Genomic DNA, 15,982 nt, shown 5'->3' with positions numbered 1-15,982 from the left:
TTTTCTATTAAATTCAAAAAAAACCATAACTTACATCGTTATGGTTTTTTATAATTATCCAAAATTTAATATAAAGTTAGTCAATTTTTATAAAATAAACATTTTCATCAACTTGGATCGGCTGTTCTGCAAAAGGAACAACGACAATACAGTTCGCAACCAGATAAGGTTCTATTTCATAAGCATGCTGCTTTTCAATTATCTCTAAGTCATACTGACCATCATCATGAAGTTGATATTTGCCCCATACTAGTCTCTTTTGAACCAGATCTGTTTCAATTTTTTGTTTAGCGCGACCTTTTATAAATATTTTGTTGAGAAAATCTGGATCATGTTTATTTAGAATATACTTCACCATGAAATGCATGAGTAAGGCAATGTCTTGCATATCACCAGGGAGATTAATGATCGTCGTTTTATCTTCTGTGATAACGGTCTTAGAACCTCTAGGATTACCTTGATCATCAATGAGCGGTACGATTTCACGTACTTCAGGAGTTCTAGGCATACTTCTAATAATACCCATTTCAGCAGCAGGAATAGAGCGTGTTTGGAAATTTGAGGTCATACTGCCAGGATCAAAAGTCGTTAGTCTACCGATTGAAAATACTGATCCACCAATGTTCTTGTGAGAACAGATAATCATTACATCAAAATTTGGAATATGTTCTTCAAAAAAACGATTATAACTTTCCCAATCAGTTGTTAATGTCTCATCTAAAGTTGGGTCTTTCTCTTTCTTACGGCTATTGTATGCTGAATCATAACGCTGTGGCTTAAGTTGCTTTATCTCAACGTTATCGTAACCCCACGTTTTCAATACGTCTTTAACGTACAAGCTTTCTTCACAAAATGAATGCTCCTCATCAAAGGAATGCATACTCACAACCATAATTCGTGGATTTTTATAAATTGTGATTTCTTTAATTCCAGAGCGTCTGAGTGCAATCAATTTTTCTGGTGTGATCTTTTCATTTTTAGCTAAGATTAGATCACCTTGTTGAATTACGCTGCCTTGCTGGATAACGCCTTGCATTGTAGAGACAGGTGCTATAATTTTTTTATTATCATAATCAGAAATATCTAAACGCTTATCTTCTTCTGCAATAACAGCATCAACAGATTCAGGTAATTTTGTATATTGTGGAATTCTGAGTAGATTTTTACCACTCAGATCCAACTTGTATGGGTTCACTGAACGATAAAGTTGCGATCCCCAGCAGTATAGGTTATCGATTAATATTGGCCGCTGTTTACTTGCAGCTTGAGTTGATTCTGAATTAATAGCCCAACCGGTGTAAGCAGATATGTTATGGACTGGATAGTCCTGTAAAGCATGAATATCAGTTGCATTTACTTGATTAAGTGCCATTTCTAAGTTTACAGTATCCTTTAGTTCCCCCAGAGGAAGCTGCATAAAAAGGCGATAATAAATCGTGGTCAGATCATATGGAAGATCTTCAGGTACGGGAAGTTTACGCATAAGTATAAGTCCAAGAGGTAGCTCTGATTTGAGCTACCTCTTTAAATGAGTCATTAATCAACTTTTAAAAAGAATTCATCTTGATCTAGCACTCTTTCCGCACTAAAAAAAGCACCTAAACGAGCACCTGCTCTCCGATTATCAGAGGCGTCAATCTTTTTCACGGAAGCATCTGCTCCACCTTCATCTGTTGCCGCAAATGGAAATTCATCACAATCGCAATCCGTTGCAACTTCATCAGAATCACCTGTAAAGAAGCATTTCGAACCCACAGTTGGACCATATTTTGCCTTACAGTTTTTGACGGAAATGGCTCGATGTTCTTTGCGTTTTCCTGCATCTCTAAGACGATGTAAAGGTCTTGAATTTGACGTTCTAAATAGTGAGTTTGGTGCACTAGCAATAAACTCCCCCGGTTTTCCTGCTAAAAAGGCTTCTTTAATATGCTTTGCAGATTCATCTACATCAGGATCAGTAAGTTTAATTGTGGTCATAATCGCTGGTGCATTGGGATAGACACAGCCCTGTGTGTTTAATTTGGCCTTCCCAATATCACACCTTACACTAGGATTATAAAGGCCTGGGTCCAAATAGCCTGCATTATCAAAAGATTCTTTTACTTTTGCAACCTGAAAACTAACACTGGGAGATAAAAATAAAGGATTTGATGTTGCAAGAGATGCTTTTGAGGGTGTAAATGTGGTAATTGACTCTGCAGATAAACCATTAACTAAATTAATAGGATTGCCATATACAGTTTTTACAGTACATTCATAACAATACAATTCTGGACGTACTTTTAAAGATTCGCCAGGCTTTCCAATAATTTGAGTACGTAATTTATATTTATAACTCCAGGTTAATGCATTTTTAGGATTATCAGAATAAACATATGCAGTAACTTTTGCAGTACCAACATTCAGGCCTTGTGCATCAGTTAAAGCTATTTCTCGCTGTTCTGACATTAGACAATGTGACCCTCTACTTATAAAACTATCAAGATCTTTACCCACTGTTTTACAAATTGGTGATACATCTAAAGCACTCGCTGCGTAACTACTCGATGCTATAAACAAAGCACTTATGCCCATTATATATTTAGTTATATTTAACATGAATTTTCCAATTTTTTAGTAAAAAAATTTCAAATAATTTCCTTTAAATTATCTAAAACCCGAACAAATAATAAATAAAAAAATTAAAAAGTAAATTTATTTGTTAAAAATTATTAACTTATATTTATCATATGGTCTTTTTTTACACAGTGGAGTTGTAAAGATAATCATAAAAATATTTTATTTTTCATGTAATTAAATAGCATATTTTATTTAAAATAATTTGTTAACTTATTTTAAATAGTAAGCTTTTTTATTACAATTATCTTAATAAATATTCCTTTTTGAAATAAGTTCATAAGAAGTTCCTATACCTTTATTTCTGTGTATTTAATAAGGTTATCTGTTCATAAATATCAGTCTTAAAAAAATATATCCATGGGGGCTACTATCTATATGAGCTGAAAAAATGCAGGTCCAAAAGTCCCTTTGATATACATGTTGTTGGCGTTACTTTTTACTTTATGTGTCAAATTTAGATATATAACTTTATAAAGTTAGTTTGTTGGTCTGATTAAGTTATTAATCGAAATAGTTTAGTGATATTATAAGGGTATTAATCCGAATATGAGTTCTATAATCTATGATAATTGAGAGCTTTATTATTGTTAAAAAAACGATTCTTAGCACCTCAAAGAACCAAGCAAAAAACTGGAAAATTCGATAAAATGATTAAAAATATTCATTCAATTTGAAATTTGGCTATTGATATAAATGACTGATATAGAAATAGAAACACATCCACTACAACCGTTTTTACCTTCCAATGCCAAGCTATTGATGTTGGGAAGTTTTCCACCGCCACAAAGCCGCTGGAAGATGGATTTTTACTATCCTAACTATCAAAATGACATGTGGAGAATATTTGGCCTTATTTTCTTTAATGATAAAAATCATTTTTTAGATTTACCCAATAAAAACTTTAAAGAACAACAAATTCGTGAGTTTCTAACTGAGATTGGGGTAGGAATATTTGATACGGCGTATCAGATTAAACGCTTGCAGGGTAATGCATCGGATAAGTTTTTAGAAATTGTCACACCCACAGATTTATCAAAGTTACTTGAGCAAATACCAATGTGTCATACCATCATGACAACGGGGGATAAGGCAACGGATACACTAATGCAGCATTTTCCAGATCAGCCAATAAAACCAATGATAGGGCAATCTGTACAGGTTAAACATCTTGATCGGGAGCTGAATTTATATCGTTTACCTTCTTCGTCACGCGCCTATCCCTTAGCATTAGAAAAGAAAGCAGAAGTCTATCAACAATTTTTTCAGCAAATTGGTTTGGTGTAATTAAAAAAGAGGAGGGAAGCTATGAGTGATGATGTCCCTAGTCCTATTGATTTAAGGCTTTATGCAGATGCGCTTGAATGGCAAGAAACAGCAAATGCAAAACGTCCATGGAGACAGGACTTCTTTCAGTATTATGTAGACTTTATAAAAGCTCATATCGGTAATAATTGCCATATATTAGAACTGGGGTCTGGGCCTGGTTTTTTAGCTCAACATTTGTTATCGCAACTTGATGGTATTAAATATCACGCTTTTGATTTTTCTGAAGTGATGCACACCCTTGCACAAGAGAAATTAAATGCCACTGAAAAAGCACGAGCAACCTACATTATCGGAGATTTTAAAGAGCCGATGGCAAGATAGCCTAACTCAAAAATTTGACATCATCATCATTCATCAAGCTTTACATGAGCTTCGCCATAAGAAATATGCAACCGATTTTCATAAAATCGTGAAGACCTTATTAAAATCTGAAGGCTATTATCTGGTTTGTGATCATATTTGTGCGCCTGATGCGATGCAAAATGATCAACTTTTTATGAGTAAACAAGAGCATATTGATGCTTTAAAAAAGGCATCTTTTGATGTTATCAAAATGCCTTTAGAAATAGCAGGTTTGTGCTTATTTGAAATGTCATCTGGTTAAGATAATCAATAAACCTGAATAAGGTCTACATCATCCACTCTACAGGGAAATATGACACCACATTCATGGTAAAGCGTTGGAATCTGGTACTTTCAGGATCATGATGATGCTGAATAACTTCACCATTGTCTTTATGCTCATACCAGACAATATTGCCATGTTCATCTAATTTAAGTTGATAAGCCACTTGTAATAAATGCTGGTCGAGCATTGCGGTAATCTGGTCTTGTAAATGATCAGATTCCACCACCAAACCCACTTCAGTATTTAGATGAGCAGAGCGTGGGTCAAAGTTAAATGAACCAATAAAAACTTTTCCATCAACATCAAAAAACTTGGCGTGTAAGCTGGAGCGATTTTTACCTTTGACGGGAATGACACTTCCTGTCGCAATTTCATACCAAGTCCGCTTTTTACGCTCGATGTTGGGCTTAAACTCATAAAGCTGCACACCATTTTGTAAAAGCGGCTTACGATACTGGCTATAGAACGAATGAACTACGGCCACATCATTCGCAACCAGACTATTGGTCAGTACCCTTACTTTGATACCGTCTTTAGAAAGTTGATTGAGATAGGCCGTACCACGTTCAGTCGGAACAAAATAGGCAGATACCAGTTCCATGTGTTGTTCTGGTTTGCCCATAATATTGAGGACTTGGGAATAGAGAAGTTGCTGTTGTTGTGCTTGTCCGCGTGCCTTATCTGGATGATCAGCCACAAAATGGGCTTTGGCCCACTGGATTGGATAATTTTCTAAACGTAATTTTAAATAATCTTGTGCGGCTTCTAATTTATCTTCGGTTGGTGTATTGACCTGATCCAGCGTTTTATATGAGATTCTTAGGTTTTCAAGTTGCTGAGCAGAGCCATGACCTAACAATTGTTCTGTTGAATAGCTCAGTGAATGATTCCAGAACTCATCAAATACATCTTCCGCTCGCTCTACTGCTTTGCCGTAAAATAAAATATCCATGTCGCTGAACTGAAACTGGTCACCAGCATCAAAATATTCACTACTGATATTTCGTCCACCAGTAACAGCAATAGAATGATCTGCCAGCGTAAGCTTGTTGTGCATGCGATGGTTAATCTGTTTTAAGCGGAAGATATAATCAATAAAACGGAGGTGTCTAAATTTATAAGGATTGAAAATACGGATTTCAAAATTTGGATGCTGGGCAAGGGCTTTTAGAGTCTTATCCAGTTTTATTCCATTTTGGTCATCAATCAGCAGGCGGACTTTTACACCACGATCAGCAGCATTCAGCAGTTCATGAAGCATCAGATTGCCAATGGCATCGTCATTCCAGATATAGTATTGTAAATCAAGCTGATGCTTGGCATTTCTGATTAAATGAATACGTGAGGCAATGCTTAGAAAAGCATCATCCAAAGCTAAAAAAGCCGTTAAACCGTTTTCAATATTAAGATCGGCCTGTGGGTCATTCATCCACTTTGTTTTAGTTTGCAAGGAATTACTCCGATCATGATTTTCATTCGGTGGTAAAGAACAACCACCAATTCCTAACATAATAACAAGTGTCGTTATCTTAAAATGGTATGAATTGTTTATCATTTTAGTGGTCAAGCGTGAATCCAAGAGTAATGTATAGGTGTTTGATTTTCTTATATATCTAAATGGTTTTTCTTTCCAATGGTTAAATGTAATTGTAAGCAGAATCAACTGGTTACCACTTTCACTATCTTTTTTCATATATAAATAAGTTTGAATCAATGCAACATTATCATCTGTGGATCAATAGATATTGAGTTAATTTACTATACTGGTGTATAGTATATTTTTAGATTTAATGTGGTCTACATTATGCCTAAACAATTAGAGGATAAAAAAAAGATTCTCACGCGTGTAAGGCGAATTCAAGGTCAAGTCCAGAGTGTTGAACGTGCTTTGGAGAATGACACAGAATGCGCTGATATCTTGCAGCAAATTTGTGCAGTTCGCGGCGCATTAAATGGTTTGATGACTGAACTACTCGAAATTCATTTAAAAGATACTTTAGTTGTCGGTGAATCTTCTGAGTTGCAACGCAGTCAAGAGCTTATTCAAGTCAGTAAAATTCTTAAATCTTATTTAAAGTAAAATTCAGGAGTGTCATTGTGATTAAATCTCGTGCAGCCGTTGCATTTGCCGCAGGTGAACCATTACAAATCGTAGAGCTTGATGTTGAGCCACCAAGAGCGGGTGAGGTTCTCATTAAAATTACGCATACTGGGGTGTGCCATACAGATGCCTTCACTTTATCAGGTGATGATCCTGAAGGTGTATTTCCTGCTGTTTTAGGCCATGAAGGTGCAGGGGTTGTGGTACAAGTGGGTGAAGGTGTGAACAGCGTCGCAGTAGGCGATCACGTGATCCCATTATATACGGCTGAATGTAAAGAATGCTTATTCTGTAAATCTGGAAAAACCAATCTTTGTGTTGCGGTACGTGCAACTCAAGGTAAAGGTGTCATGCCAGATGGCACCACTCGTTTTTCTTATAACGGTCAACCGATCTATCACTACATGGGCTGTTCAACCTTTAGTGAATATACGGTAGTCGCTGAAGTGTCTTTGGCAAAAATCAATCCAGAAGCCAACCATGAACAAGTATGTTTACTTGGTTGTGGCGTGACTACAGGTATTGGCGCCGTTCATAACACTGCAAAAGTGCAGGAAGGCGATAGCGTTGCTGTGTTTGGTTTAGGCGGTATTGGTCTTGCTGTAGTACAAGGTGCACGTCAGGCCAAAGCTGGACGTATTATTGTAGTAGATACCAATCCAGATAAATTTGAACTGGCAAAACAGTTTGGTGCAACAGATTTCCTTAATCCAAAAGATTATGAGCAACCTATTCAGCAAGTCATTGTGGAAATGACAGGTTGGGGCGTTGATCACTCTTTTGAATGTATCGGCAATACCAATGTTATGCGTTCTGCACTTGAATGTGCACATCGTGGTTGGGGACAGTCAGTGATTATTGGCGTTGCGGGTGCAGGTCAGGAAATCTCAACCCGTCCATTCCAGTTGGTGACAGGCCGTAAATGGATGGGTACTGCTTTTGGTGGGGTAAAAGGTCGTTCACAACTCCCTAAAATGGTTGAAGATGCAATGAAAGGCGAGATTCAGCTTGAACCTTTTGTAACGCATACCATGCCACTTGAAGACATTAATGAAGCCTTTGACTTGATGCATGAAGGTAAGTCGATTCGTACTGTGATTCATTTCTAAATTTAAATAATGAGATTTGATGGTGTGAAATACATCATCAAATCTTGGTAACTCGAAATGTCAAAACCACGTTTAAAAATGCACCTTCGCATCTTGTCTAATGAACAAATTGCTTTTGGCCCTGGCAAAGCTGAATTACTCGAAGCCATCCAGCGTACAGGTTCAATTTCACAAGCGGCCAAATCTATGGACATGAGTTATCGTCGTGCATGGCAACTGGTCGATACCATGAATCAATGCTTTCAATCTCATCTTGTCGAAACTCAAACAGGGGGAACGCATGGTGGTGGTGCAATCGTAACCGAATTGGGGCAAGTCATATTAAAAAAATTTAGAGGCATGGAACAACAGGCAATTCACTCCGTTGCTGCAGAATTTGAAGATATCACTAAATATTTAAAGTAAATAAATAACTCTATAAAAACAAATAAGTTAAATCGAATTTTATCATTTTTATTCAAATCTTTTATTCCACACTAAAGATCTGCTGATTTATAGCGCAAATCAGCTCGAACGAAATTTTTTCAGCACTATAACTGCACCATTCTCATAAGTTTGTATTTCATTAAATATTCTAAGTAATTAATTTTTATATTAAAAATATATTGGCACAGTTTCTGCATTTATCTATTCAAACTTGTATACAAGATAGGATTCATAAGATGCATGAACTAAAAACTTTAGGCTGGACAATTTCTGAATGGCAAACGGCGTATTTCAACAATGAAATTCAACTTGATATTTTAAAAGAATTAGTCAAAGCACTTGATCCTAATGATGTGGCCTGGATTTCGATTGTGAGTCCTAATGTACTCGAACAACAGATTCAGTCTTTAACGCAATTAGCTCAAGATGCGGAAGACCTCAAAAAGCAATTTCCTTTATACGGCGTACCGTTTGCGGTTAAAGACAATATAGATGTCGCAGGTTTTGTTACCACCGCAGCATGTAAAGCATTACATACGATCGCGACACAAGATGCTGAAACTGTCCGTTTGCTTAAACAAGCAGGTGCAATTGTGATTGGTAAAACCAACCTTGATCAGTTTGCAACAGGTTTGGTCGGGACACGTTCACCCTTTGGGGCAGTACCGAATAGCTTTAAACCTGAATATGTCAGTGGTGGTTCAAGTTCAGGTTCTGCCAGTGTAGTAGCAAGAGGTTTGGTTCCATTTTCATTGGGCACCGATACAGCTGGATCGGGTCGAGTACCAGCGGCATTCAATAATATTGTGGGCTTAAAACCAACCAAAGGGCGCTTCTCAAATCGAGGACTATTACCGGCAGTTAAAAGTATTGATTGCATTTCAATTTTTGCATTAACCGTTGCAGATGCAGAGTTGGTTGCCCAGCAAGCTGAAGCCTATGATGCTTTCGACAGTTACTCTCGTCCACATCCTAAAAATGTACCTGCTCGATTCTCGAGCAAATTGAAATTTGCGATTCCAAAACAATTAAATTTCTTTGGTGATGAGCAGGCAGAAAAAGCCTTCCAGCAAACCATTCAATTACTTGAAAGTTTAAATGCAGAAATTACAGCGATTGATTTTTCTGCCTTTGAGCAACTTGCAGCTCAATTATATCAAGGGTCTTGGGTTGCCGAGCGCACGGCGGCGGTTGCTGATCTACTAAAAAGCAATGCTGACGATTTTGATCCAACGGTCTTGGAAATCGTTCAACAAGGTGAAAAATACTCTGCGGTAGATGCCTACAATGCGGAATATTTAAGAATGGATCTGGCTCGAAAAATTCAAGACAGTCTGGCTGAATTTGATGCATTGATTGTCCCAACTGCACCAACGATTTATACCATTGAGCAGCTTCAACAACATCCAATTGAATACAACGCTCACTTTGGCATTTATACCAACTTTACCAATCTTGCAGATTTAAGTGCACTGGCATTACCCGCAGGCTTTAGAGCAGACAACTTACCTTTCGGTATTAGTTTAATTGCACCTGCATGGCATGATGCGGCCCTAATTCACTTTGGTAAGGCTTGGCAAAACTATCTGGCACTTAAATTGGGTGCTTTAGACAAGACCTTAGCTTCAAACGCACCAACTTTGGTGTCTCCTCATCATATCCGAGTTGCTGTGGTGGGCGCACATTTAACAGGCATGCCACTCAATTTCCAACTGACCACTCGTGATGCAGTACATGTCGAAACCACCAAAACCTCTCAGGACTACGCACTGTATGCCTTGAATGGCACCGTTCCACCAAAACCAGGACTAGCACGTCAATCCAATGGAAAAAGCATCATCGTAGAACTTTGGGATGTACCAACAGCACGATTTGGTGAGTTTGTTGCAGAAATTCCAACCCCATTAGGGATGGGCAATGTCGAGCTGGAGGATGGTCGTTGGGTCAAAGGTTTTATTTGCGAACCGTATGGCTTAGGCGATGCCGAGAATATTAGCCATTTTGGTGGATGGAGAGCCTACATCCAGCATCGTAACAGTCAAGCGGCAAACACAGCGAATTAATTGGAGGAAATCATCATGTTTAAAACTGTACTTATTGCAAACCGTGGTGAAATTGCTGTCCGAGCAATTCGAACATTAAAAAAATTAGGGATTACCAGTGTGGCTGTGTATTCCGATAGCGATCGTTATGCACAACATGTCCAAGATGCAGATATTGCAATTTCGCTAGAAGGTTTAAAACCTGCCGATACTTATCTCAGTATTGATAAATTGATTGAAGCAGCCAAAAAAACTGGGGCAGAAGCAATTTTTCCCGGTTATGGTTTTCTGTCTGAAAGTGCCGATTTTTCCCGTGCTTGTGAAGAAAACAATATTGCATTTATGGGCCCAACCGCAGAGCAGATTCTGGAATTCGGTTTAAAGCATCGCGCACGTGAATTGGCAGCAACGGCGAATGTTCCAATGACACCAGGTACAGGATTGCTCGATAGCTTGGAAGAAGCATTGACGGCTGCTGAACGGATTGGCTATCCAATCATGTTAAAAAGCACTGCAGGTGGCGGCGGAATTGGCTTAACCCGTTGTGACACCCCGCAAGCATTAACCGAAGCTTATGAAAGTGTAAAACGTTTAGGTGAACAGTTCTTTAAAGATGCAGGTGTATTTATCGAATGTTTTATTGATAAAGCACGTCATGTCGAAGTACAAATTTTTGGAGATGGCAAAGGCCAAGTGGTGGCATTTGGAGAGCGCGATTGTTCATTGCAACGTCGTAACCAGAAAGTGGTAGAAGAAACGCCAGCGGCTAATTTACCTGAAGCTACTCGTCAAAAGTTGCATCAAGCGGCGGTTGAACTGGGCCGCTCTGTCAATTATCGCAGTGCAGGTACGGTTGAGTTTATTTACGATGCTCAACGGGATGAATTTTACTTCCTTGAAGTAAATACCCGCTTACAGGTAGAACATCCTGTCACTGAAATGGTCACTGGACTCGACTTGATTGAATGCATGCTTAAAGTCGCGGCAGGTGATGCCTTGGACTGGGATTATCTCAGCAATATCCAACCGAAAGGTGCGGCAATCGAAGTCCGTGTCTATGCTGAAGATCCTGTGAAAAATTTCCAGCCAAGCCCGGGTGTACTCACAGAAGTGTCTTTTCCAGAAGATATTCGTGTCGATACTTGGGTCAAAACAGGTACCGAAATTTCTCAATATTTCGATCCGATGATTGCCAAAATTATTGTCCATGCCGAAGATCGAGCTACAGCAATTGAAAAATTAAAAGTGGTTTTGGCTGAAACTCGTTTAAATGGAATCAGTACCAATCTGGATTATGCACGCGCCATCGTTTCAGATCAGCGTTTTGAATCTATGCAAATCTGGACGCGTATGCTGGATGATTTTAACTACTCGCCTAAAGTCATTGAAGTGATTCAAGCAGGCACACTTAGTTCAATTCAGGATTATCCGGGGCGTACAGGCTACTGGGATATTGGTGTACCGCCGTCAGGTCCAATGGATGATTATGCATTCCAACTCGCCAATCGTATTGTCGGCAATGATGCTAAAGCGGCAGGTTTTGAGTTTACCTTGGTGGGGCCAACATTAAAGTTTCATGCAGATACGACGATTGCACTGACTGGTGCAAGTTGTACTGCTGTGTTAGATAATCAAGAAATTAGCTTTTGGCAACCAGTTAAAGTCAAAGCAGGGCAAACCTTAAAAATAGGACAAGTGGCTTCAGGCTGCCGTACTTATTTGGCAGTACGTGATGGACTGGATGTACCCTTATATTTAGGTAGTCGTTCAACCTTTGCACTAGGTAATTTTGGTGGTCATGCAGGACGTACTTTGCGTGTTGGCGATATGATCAAAATGGTTGATTCAAGCTTGGCAAATGCTGAATTGCCATTGGCAACCGACACACCACAAGCCTTATCGACAGATTTAATCCCTGAATATAGCAATGAATGGGAAATTGCTGTGCTGTATGGACCACATGGCGCACCTGATTTCTTTAAACCCGAATATGTAGAAGAGTTCTTTGCGTCTGAATGGACCGTACATTTTAATTCAAATCGTTTAGGCGTCAGACTTTCAGGGCCTACACCAAGCTGGGCACGTGAAAATGGCGGTGAAGCGGGTTTGCATCCGTCCAATGTGCATGACTGTGAATATGCGATTGGCGCGATCAACTTTACGGGTGATTTCCCTGTGATTCTGGCAAAAGATGGCCCAAGTTTAGGTGGCTTTGTGTGTCCAGTGACCATTGCCAAAGCAGAGCTCTGGAAAGTAGGCCAACTCAAAGCTGATGACAAAATCCGTTTTTATCCAATTACAGTCGAGCAGGCCAACGAGTTAGAACGCAAACAAATTGAAAATATCCAAAACTTTGCCGCCGCAGCCAAAGTGGTTGAAACGATTGAGCCAACTCAAGATGTCTTAACAACTATTCTGGCACAACGTGAACAAACTGAATTATCGCCAAAAACGCTGTATCGCCAAGCAGGTGATAGCTATATCTTATTAGAGTACGGTGAAAACGTTTTGGACTTGGCACTACGTTTACGTGTACATCAACTGATTAAAATGATTCGTAAAGCCAATCTTGCAGGCGTTTTGGAACTGTCGCCGGGTGTACGCTCACTACAGATTAAATACGATGGTCTGGTTATTCCTCAAGCTGAGCTGATTACGAAATTGCTTAAACTTGAAGATGAAATGGGCGATTTAAGCCAACTTAAAATCCCATCGCGTATCGTGCATTTACCAATGGCGTTTGAAGACAGTGCGACTTTAGGTGCAGTGGACCGTTATCAGGAAAGTGTCTGTGCTAAAGCGCCGTGGTTGCCGAATAATGTTGATTTTATCCAACGAATTAATGGGCTTGCACATCGAGATGAAGTGAAAGACATTATTTTCGATGCCAATTATTTAGTACTGGGTTTAGGAGATGTTTATCTGACGGCACCGTGTGCTGTACCGATTGATCCACGCCATCGTTTGCTCAGCTCTAAGTACAATCCAGCACGTACCTTTACTGCGGAAGGCACGGTAGGGATTGGTGGTATGTACATGTGTATTTATGGCATGGACTCACCAGGTGGTTATCAGTTGATTGGGCGGACGCTGCCGATCTGGAACAAGTTTAAAAAGAACAAGCAATTTGGTGATAAACAATGGTTCTTACAATTCTTTGACCAGATTAAATATTTCCCTGTGACTGAAGCCGAACTCAATGAATGGCGTGCAGATTTTGAAAATGACCGCGCTCATATTCAGATTGAAGAAACCGAGTTTGACTATGCAGACTATGTACAGTTCTTGGAGAATGAAGCGGAAAGTATCGCCGCATTTAAAGAGAAACAGCAACAGGCCTTTAGCACTGAAGTGAGTCGCTGGAAAGAAGAGTTTGCTGCACAACCTGAACAGCATGTAGAACAAGCTAATCAGGTCGATTACAGCCATCTTTCTGCTTTAAATGCATCAATGACAGGCAATATCTGGAAAATTTTTGTTGAACATGGGCAAGAGATCAAAAAAGGAGAAACTATTGCTATTATTGAAGCAATGAAAATGGAGCTACCTGTTTATGCAGAGGAAGATGGTATCGTCAAAGCCATTATTTGCAGAGCGGGGCAAACTGTACACAGTGGTGAGCCATTGGTATATATGGAATAGGGTTGAATGAAAGAACCAAAAATAACAACAAAAAGCTCAGACAATCTGTCTGAGCTAGTTTACCAACGCATCAAGAATGATATCTTTGATTTCAAATTGATGCCTGGTGAACGCTTCACTGAGTCTGAGGTTGCTAAAGCTTATGCGGTAAGTCGTACCCCCATCCGACATGCCTTATATCGTTTGCAACAAGAGGGCTACGTTGATGTGAGCTTTCGGAGCGGTTGGCAGATTCGACCGCTCAATTTTCGTTATTATGAAGAACTTTACGATGTGCGTATTGTTTTGGAAAAAGATAGCATTCGTAAACTTTGTCAGATTGATCATCATAACTCAGTTGAGTTGTCACTTTTAAAAGCGCTTTGGCTGGTTGAGCCTGATGCGTACTTAAAGGATATTAAACAGCTTTCGCAACAAGATGAAGATTTTCATTGTGCCTTGGTCCGTGCTTCAGGCAATAATGAAATGGCAAGGATTCATCGAGATTTGAGTGAGCGGATTCGTATTATCCGCCGTTTGGATTTTTCTAAAGATTATCGAGTTGAAGCGACTTATCAGGAACATCAAAAAATCTTAGGTTTTATTTTTGAGAGACAGACAGAGCAGGCGATCAGTGCGATTGAAGCGCATATCATGCAAAGTCGTGATGAAGTGAAAAAGATTACCTTACAGATGTTGGATTCGAGTCAGTTTTATTAGAATTAAGCTCTGATGAATCATTTAGGATTTTTATGAATAACTGGAAATATGCTTTGATAGCATCCGTAGTTACAATACTAGGTATGGCTTTAGTAGCATTACTTTCAAAATTTAAATTATGGAAAATTTCTGTAATTATTTTTTTGATCTCAAGCATTGGTTTTTATATTGTTGTCTTACTAGGGCGTCGTTCTGATAATAGAGGGTTTGATGATGGTCCATGGGGAGCACATGGCTTATTTAGGGAGCTTTTAAACCTAGAAATTATTCTAGTAAGTTCAGGAGTAGGATTGTTTGTAACATTACTATTCTTTTTTTCTATAATCTTTTCTGACAATAAAAGACAATGATTTGGCTAAATTATAGACATTAGTTCACAATGATTTGACCCTGAAAGCAGGAATTCACAAAACTCTCTTTTCCATGCCTAATTCTGCATAAAACTAACAGCTTTTATCTCTTTGCTATTTAATAATAAAAATTATATTTCAAATCATCAGATGACACATGATGAATGATCAAAAACTCATCAACTTATTTCTAAAACTGGTTCAGAAAGAGGGTTTCTTTGCCACAGCCATTGACGGCATTGTGCTCATGCGAGTTGACCATAATACGCCACCGATTGCTGTATTACAGGAACCAACCCTTGTGTTTGTATTGCAAGGCCAAAAGCGCGGCTATATCGGCACAGAAACCTATTCTTTTCAACAAGGTGAATGCCTGATCGTCTCGGTTTCGATGCCATTTGATTGTGACACCATTGCCAGTGCTGAAGCGCCGATGATTGCGATCAGCATGAAACTGGAAGCAGACACTGTGAATGAGCTGCTTGCAAAAACCTATTTCGAGAACTACCAATTTAAGCCACTCACCACAGGAATGAGTGTGATTCAATATGATCAGACTATTTCGAGTGTGCTAAATCGTTTATTACAGACATTGACCTCCGAACAAGATGTGCTGGTTTTGGGCGATCAGATTAAACGAGAATTGCTTTATCGAGTAATTCAACATGCTGGTGCGGATGCCTTAAAAGGTTTAGTTGCACAAGGCAATCTCAGACCTATTTATAAAATCTGCGAGTATATCCAGCACCATTTTACAGAAAAGCTCACTGTAGAAATGCTGGCAGAGCAAGCCAATATGAGTACCTCTGCATTTCATAAAGCCTTTAAACAGGTGACACAACATTCGCCGTTGCAATATTTGAAAATCGTTCGGTTGCATAAGGCAAAACAATTGTTGCAAAACGCAGACCAAAGTGTGGCTCAAGCGGCTTATGCTGTTGGATATCAGAGCTCTTCTCAATTTAGCCGAGAATTTAAAAAGCAGTTTGGTTTTCCACCCAAACATGCTGAATCTAATACTGAAACGGAGTCATGATCAG

12 protein-coding genes and 1 pseudogene are annotated in these 15,982 nt (G+C 39.0%); 10 read left to right on the top strand and 3 right to left on the bottom strand.

Features of this window, described 5'->3' with window-relative positions:
• Positions 1 to 76: 76 nt before the first annotated feature.
• Both IEV36_RS02560 and IEV36_RS02555 read right to left on the bottom strand, forming a co-directional pair.
• Positions 77 to 1,483, bottom strand: coding sequence for a molybdopterin-binding domain-containing protein (locus IEV36_RS02560; protein WP_005257793.1), 1,407 nt, complete (start codon positions 1,481 to 1,483; stop codon positions 77 to 79).
• A gap of 53 nt (positions 1,484 to 1,536) precedes the next feature.
• Complete coding sequence (locus IEV36_RS02555) at positions 1,537 to 2,598, bottom strand: NucA/NucB deoxyribonuclease domain-containing protein (protein WP_005257792.1); 1,062 nt, start codon at positions 2,596 to 2,598, stop codon at positions 1,537 to 1,539.
• A 714-nt stretch (positions 2,599 to 3,312) separates the two neighbouring features.
• Here IEV36_RS02555 and IEV36_RS02550 point away from each other — a divergent pair.
• Complete coding sequence (locus tag IEV36_RS02550; RefSeq protein ID WP_005257791.1) at positions 3,313 to 3,903, top strand: uracil-DNA glycosylase family protein; 591 nt, start codon at positions 3,313 to 3,315, stop codon at positions 3,901 to 3,903.
• 21 nt (positions 3,904 to 3,924) lie between these two features.
• Positions 3,925 to 4,549, top strand: a pseudogene (locus tag IEV36_RS02545) (class I SAM-dependent methyltransferase).
• Between the two features lie 25 nt (positions 4,550 to 4,574).
• Here IEV36_RS02545 and IEV36_RS02540 read toward each other — a convergent pair.
• A complete protein-coding gene (locus IEV36_RS02540) occupies positions 4,575 to 6,083 on the bottom strand; it encodes a phospholipase D family protein (protein WP_005257789.1) in 1,509 nt (502 codons plus the stop codon).
• A gap of 294 nt (positions 6,084 to 6,377) precedes the next feature.
• On the opposite strand from IEV36_RS02540, the gene IEV36_RS02535 reads away from it, so the two are divergent.
• The 8 genes from IEV36_RS02535 to IEV36_RS02500 all read left to right on the top strand — a co-directional run bounded on the left by IEV36_RS02535 (position 6,378) and on the right by IEV36_RS02500 (position 15,978).
• The gene (locus IEV36_RS02535; protein WP_004653592.1) at positions 6,378 to 6,653 is read left to right on the top strand and encodes a metal/formaldehyde-sensitive transcriptional repressor; all 276 of its coding nucleotides are present in this window, start codon (positions 6,378 to 6,380) and stop codon (positions 6,651 to 6,653) included.
• A gap of 20 nt (positions 6,654 to 6,673) precedes the next feature.
• Positions 6,674 to 7,783: an S-(hydroxymethyl)glutathione dehydrogenase/class III alcohol dehydrogenase gene (locus tag IEV36_RS02530; protein ID WP_032864050.1), complete on the top strand. Its 1,110-nt coding sequence runs from the start codon at positions 6,674 to 6,676 to the stop codon at positions 7,781 to 7,783.
• A gap of 57 nt (positions 7,784 to 7,840) precedes the next feature.
• Entirely contained in the window at positions 7,841 to 8,188 is a 348-nt protein-coding gene (locus tag IEV36_RS02525; protein ID WP_005257787.1) for a winged helix-turn-helix domain-containing protein, read from the top strand.
• 257 nt (positions 8,189 to 8,445) lie between these two features.
• On the top strand, positions 8,446 to 10,272 hold the full coding sequence (gene atzF, locus IEV36_RS02520; protein ID WP_005257786.1) for an allophanate hydrolase: 1,827 nt from the start codon (positions 8,446 to 8,448) through the stop codon (positions 10,270 to 10,272).
• Between the two features lie 15 nt (positions 10,273 to 10,287).
• On the top strand, positions 10,288 to 13,893 hold the full coding sequence (uca, locus tag IEV36_RS02515; RefSeq protein WP_005257785.1) for an urea carboxylase: 3,606 nt from the start codon (positions 10,288 to 10,290) through the stop codon (positions 13,891 to 13,893).
• A 6-nt stretch (positions 13,894 to 13,899) separates the two neighbouring features.
• Positions 13,900 to 14,592 (top strand): GntR family transcriptional regulator, encoded by a 693-nt coding sequence (locus IEV36_RS02510; protein ID WP_004772300.1) that lies wholly within the window; start codon positions 13,900 to 13,902, stop codon positions 14,590 to 14,592.
• Positions 14,593 to 14,624: 32 nt separating this feature from the next.
• On the top strand, positions 14,625 to 14,942 hold the full coding sequence (locus tag IEV36_RS02505) for a hypothetical protein (RefSeq protein WP_005257783.1): 318 nt from the start codon (positions 14,625 to 14,627) through the stop codon (positions 14,940 to 14,942).
• A gap of 157 nt (positions 14,943 to 15,099) precedes the next feature.
• Entirely contained in the window at positions 15,100 to 15,978 is an 879-nt protein-coding gene (locus IEV36_RS02500) for an AraC family transcriptional regulator (RefSeq protein ID WP_005257781.1), read from the top strand.
• The last annotated feature ends 4 nt before the right edge of the window (positions 15,979 to 15,982 follow it).

It is taken from the genome of Acinetobacter vivianii (genome assembly GCF_014635885.1).
GTDB classification, from domain to species: domain Bacteria; phylum Pseudomonadota; class Gammaproteobacteria; order Pseudomonadales; family Moraxellaceae; genus Acinetobacter; species Acinetobacter vivianii.
This window is presented reverse-complemented; position numbering and strand designations above follow the sequence as displayed.

Excerpts from the sequence above, each read along its gene's own strand:
- IEV36_RS02560 (WP_005257793.1), bottom strand. The coding sequence starts at position 1,483 with ATGCGTAAACTTCCCGTACCTGAAGATCTTCCATATGATCTGACCACG.
- IEV36_RS02555 (WP_005257792.1), bottom strand. The coding sequence starts at position 2,598 with ATGTTAAATATAACTAAATATATAATGGGCATAAGTGCTTTGTTTATA.
- IEV36_RS02550 (WP_005257791.1), top strand. The coding sequence starts at position 3,313 with ATGACTGATATAGAAATAGAAACACATCCACTACAACCGTTTTTACCT.
- IEV36_RS02540 (WP_005257789.1), bottom strand. The coding sequence starts at position 6,083 with ATGTTAGGAATTGGTGGTTGTTCTTTACCACCGAATGAAAATCATGAT.
- IEV36_RS02535 (WP_004653592.1), top strand. The coding sequence starts at position 6,378 with ATGCCTAAACAATTAGAGGATAAAAAAAAGATTCTCACGCGTGTAAGG.
- IEV36_RS02525 (WP_005257787.1), top strand. The coding sequence starts at position 7,841 with ATGTCAAAACCACGTTTAAAAATGCACCTTCGCATCTTGTCTAATGAA.
- atzF (WP_005257786.1), top strand. The coding sequence starts at position 8,446 with ATGCATGAACTAAAAACTTTAGGCTGGACAATTTCTGAATGGCAAACG.
- uca (WP_005257785.1), top strand. The coding sequence starts at position 10,288 with ATGTTTAAAACTGTACTTATTGCAAACCGTGGTGAAATTGCTGTCCGA.
- IEV36_RS02510 (WP_004772300.1), top strand. The coding sequence starts at position 13,900 with ATGAAAGAACCAAAAATAACAACAAAAAGCTCAGACAATCTGTCTGAG.
- IEV36_RS02505 (WP_005257783.1), top strand. The coding sequence starts at position 14,625 with ATGAATAACTGGAAATATGCTTTGATAGCATCCGTAGTTACAATACTA.
- IEV36_RS02500 (WP_005257781.1), top strand. The coding sequence starts at position 15,100 with ATGATGAATGATCAAAAACTCATCAACTTATTTCTAAAACTGGTTCAG.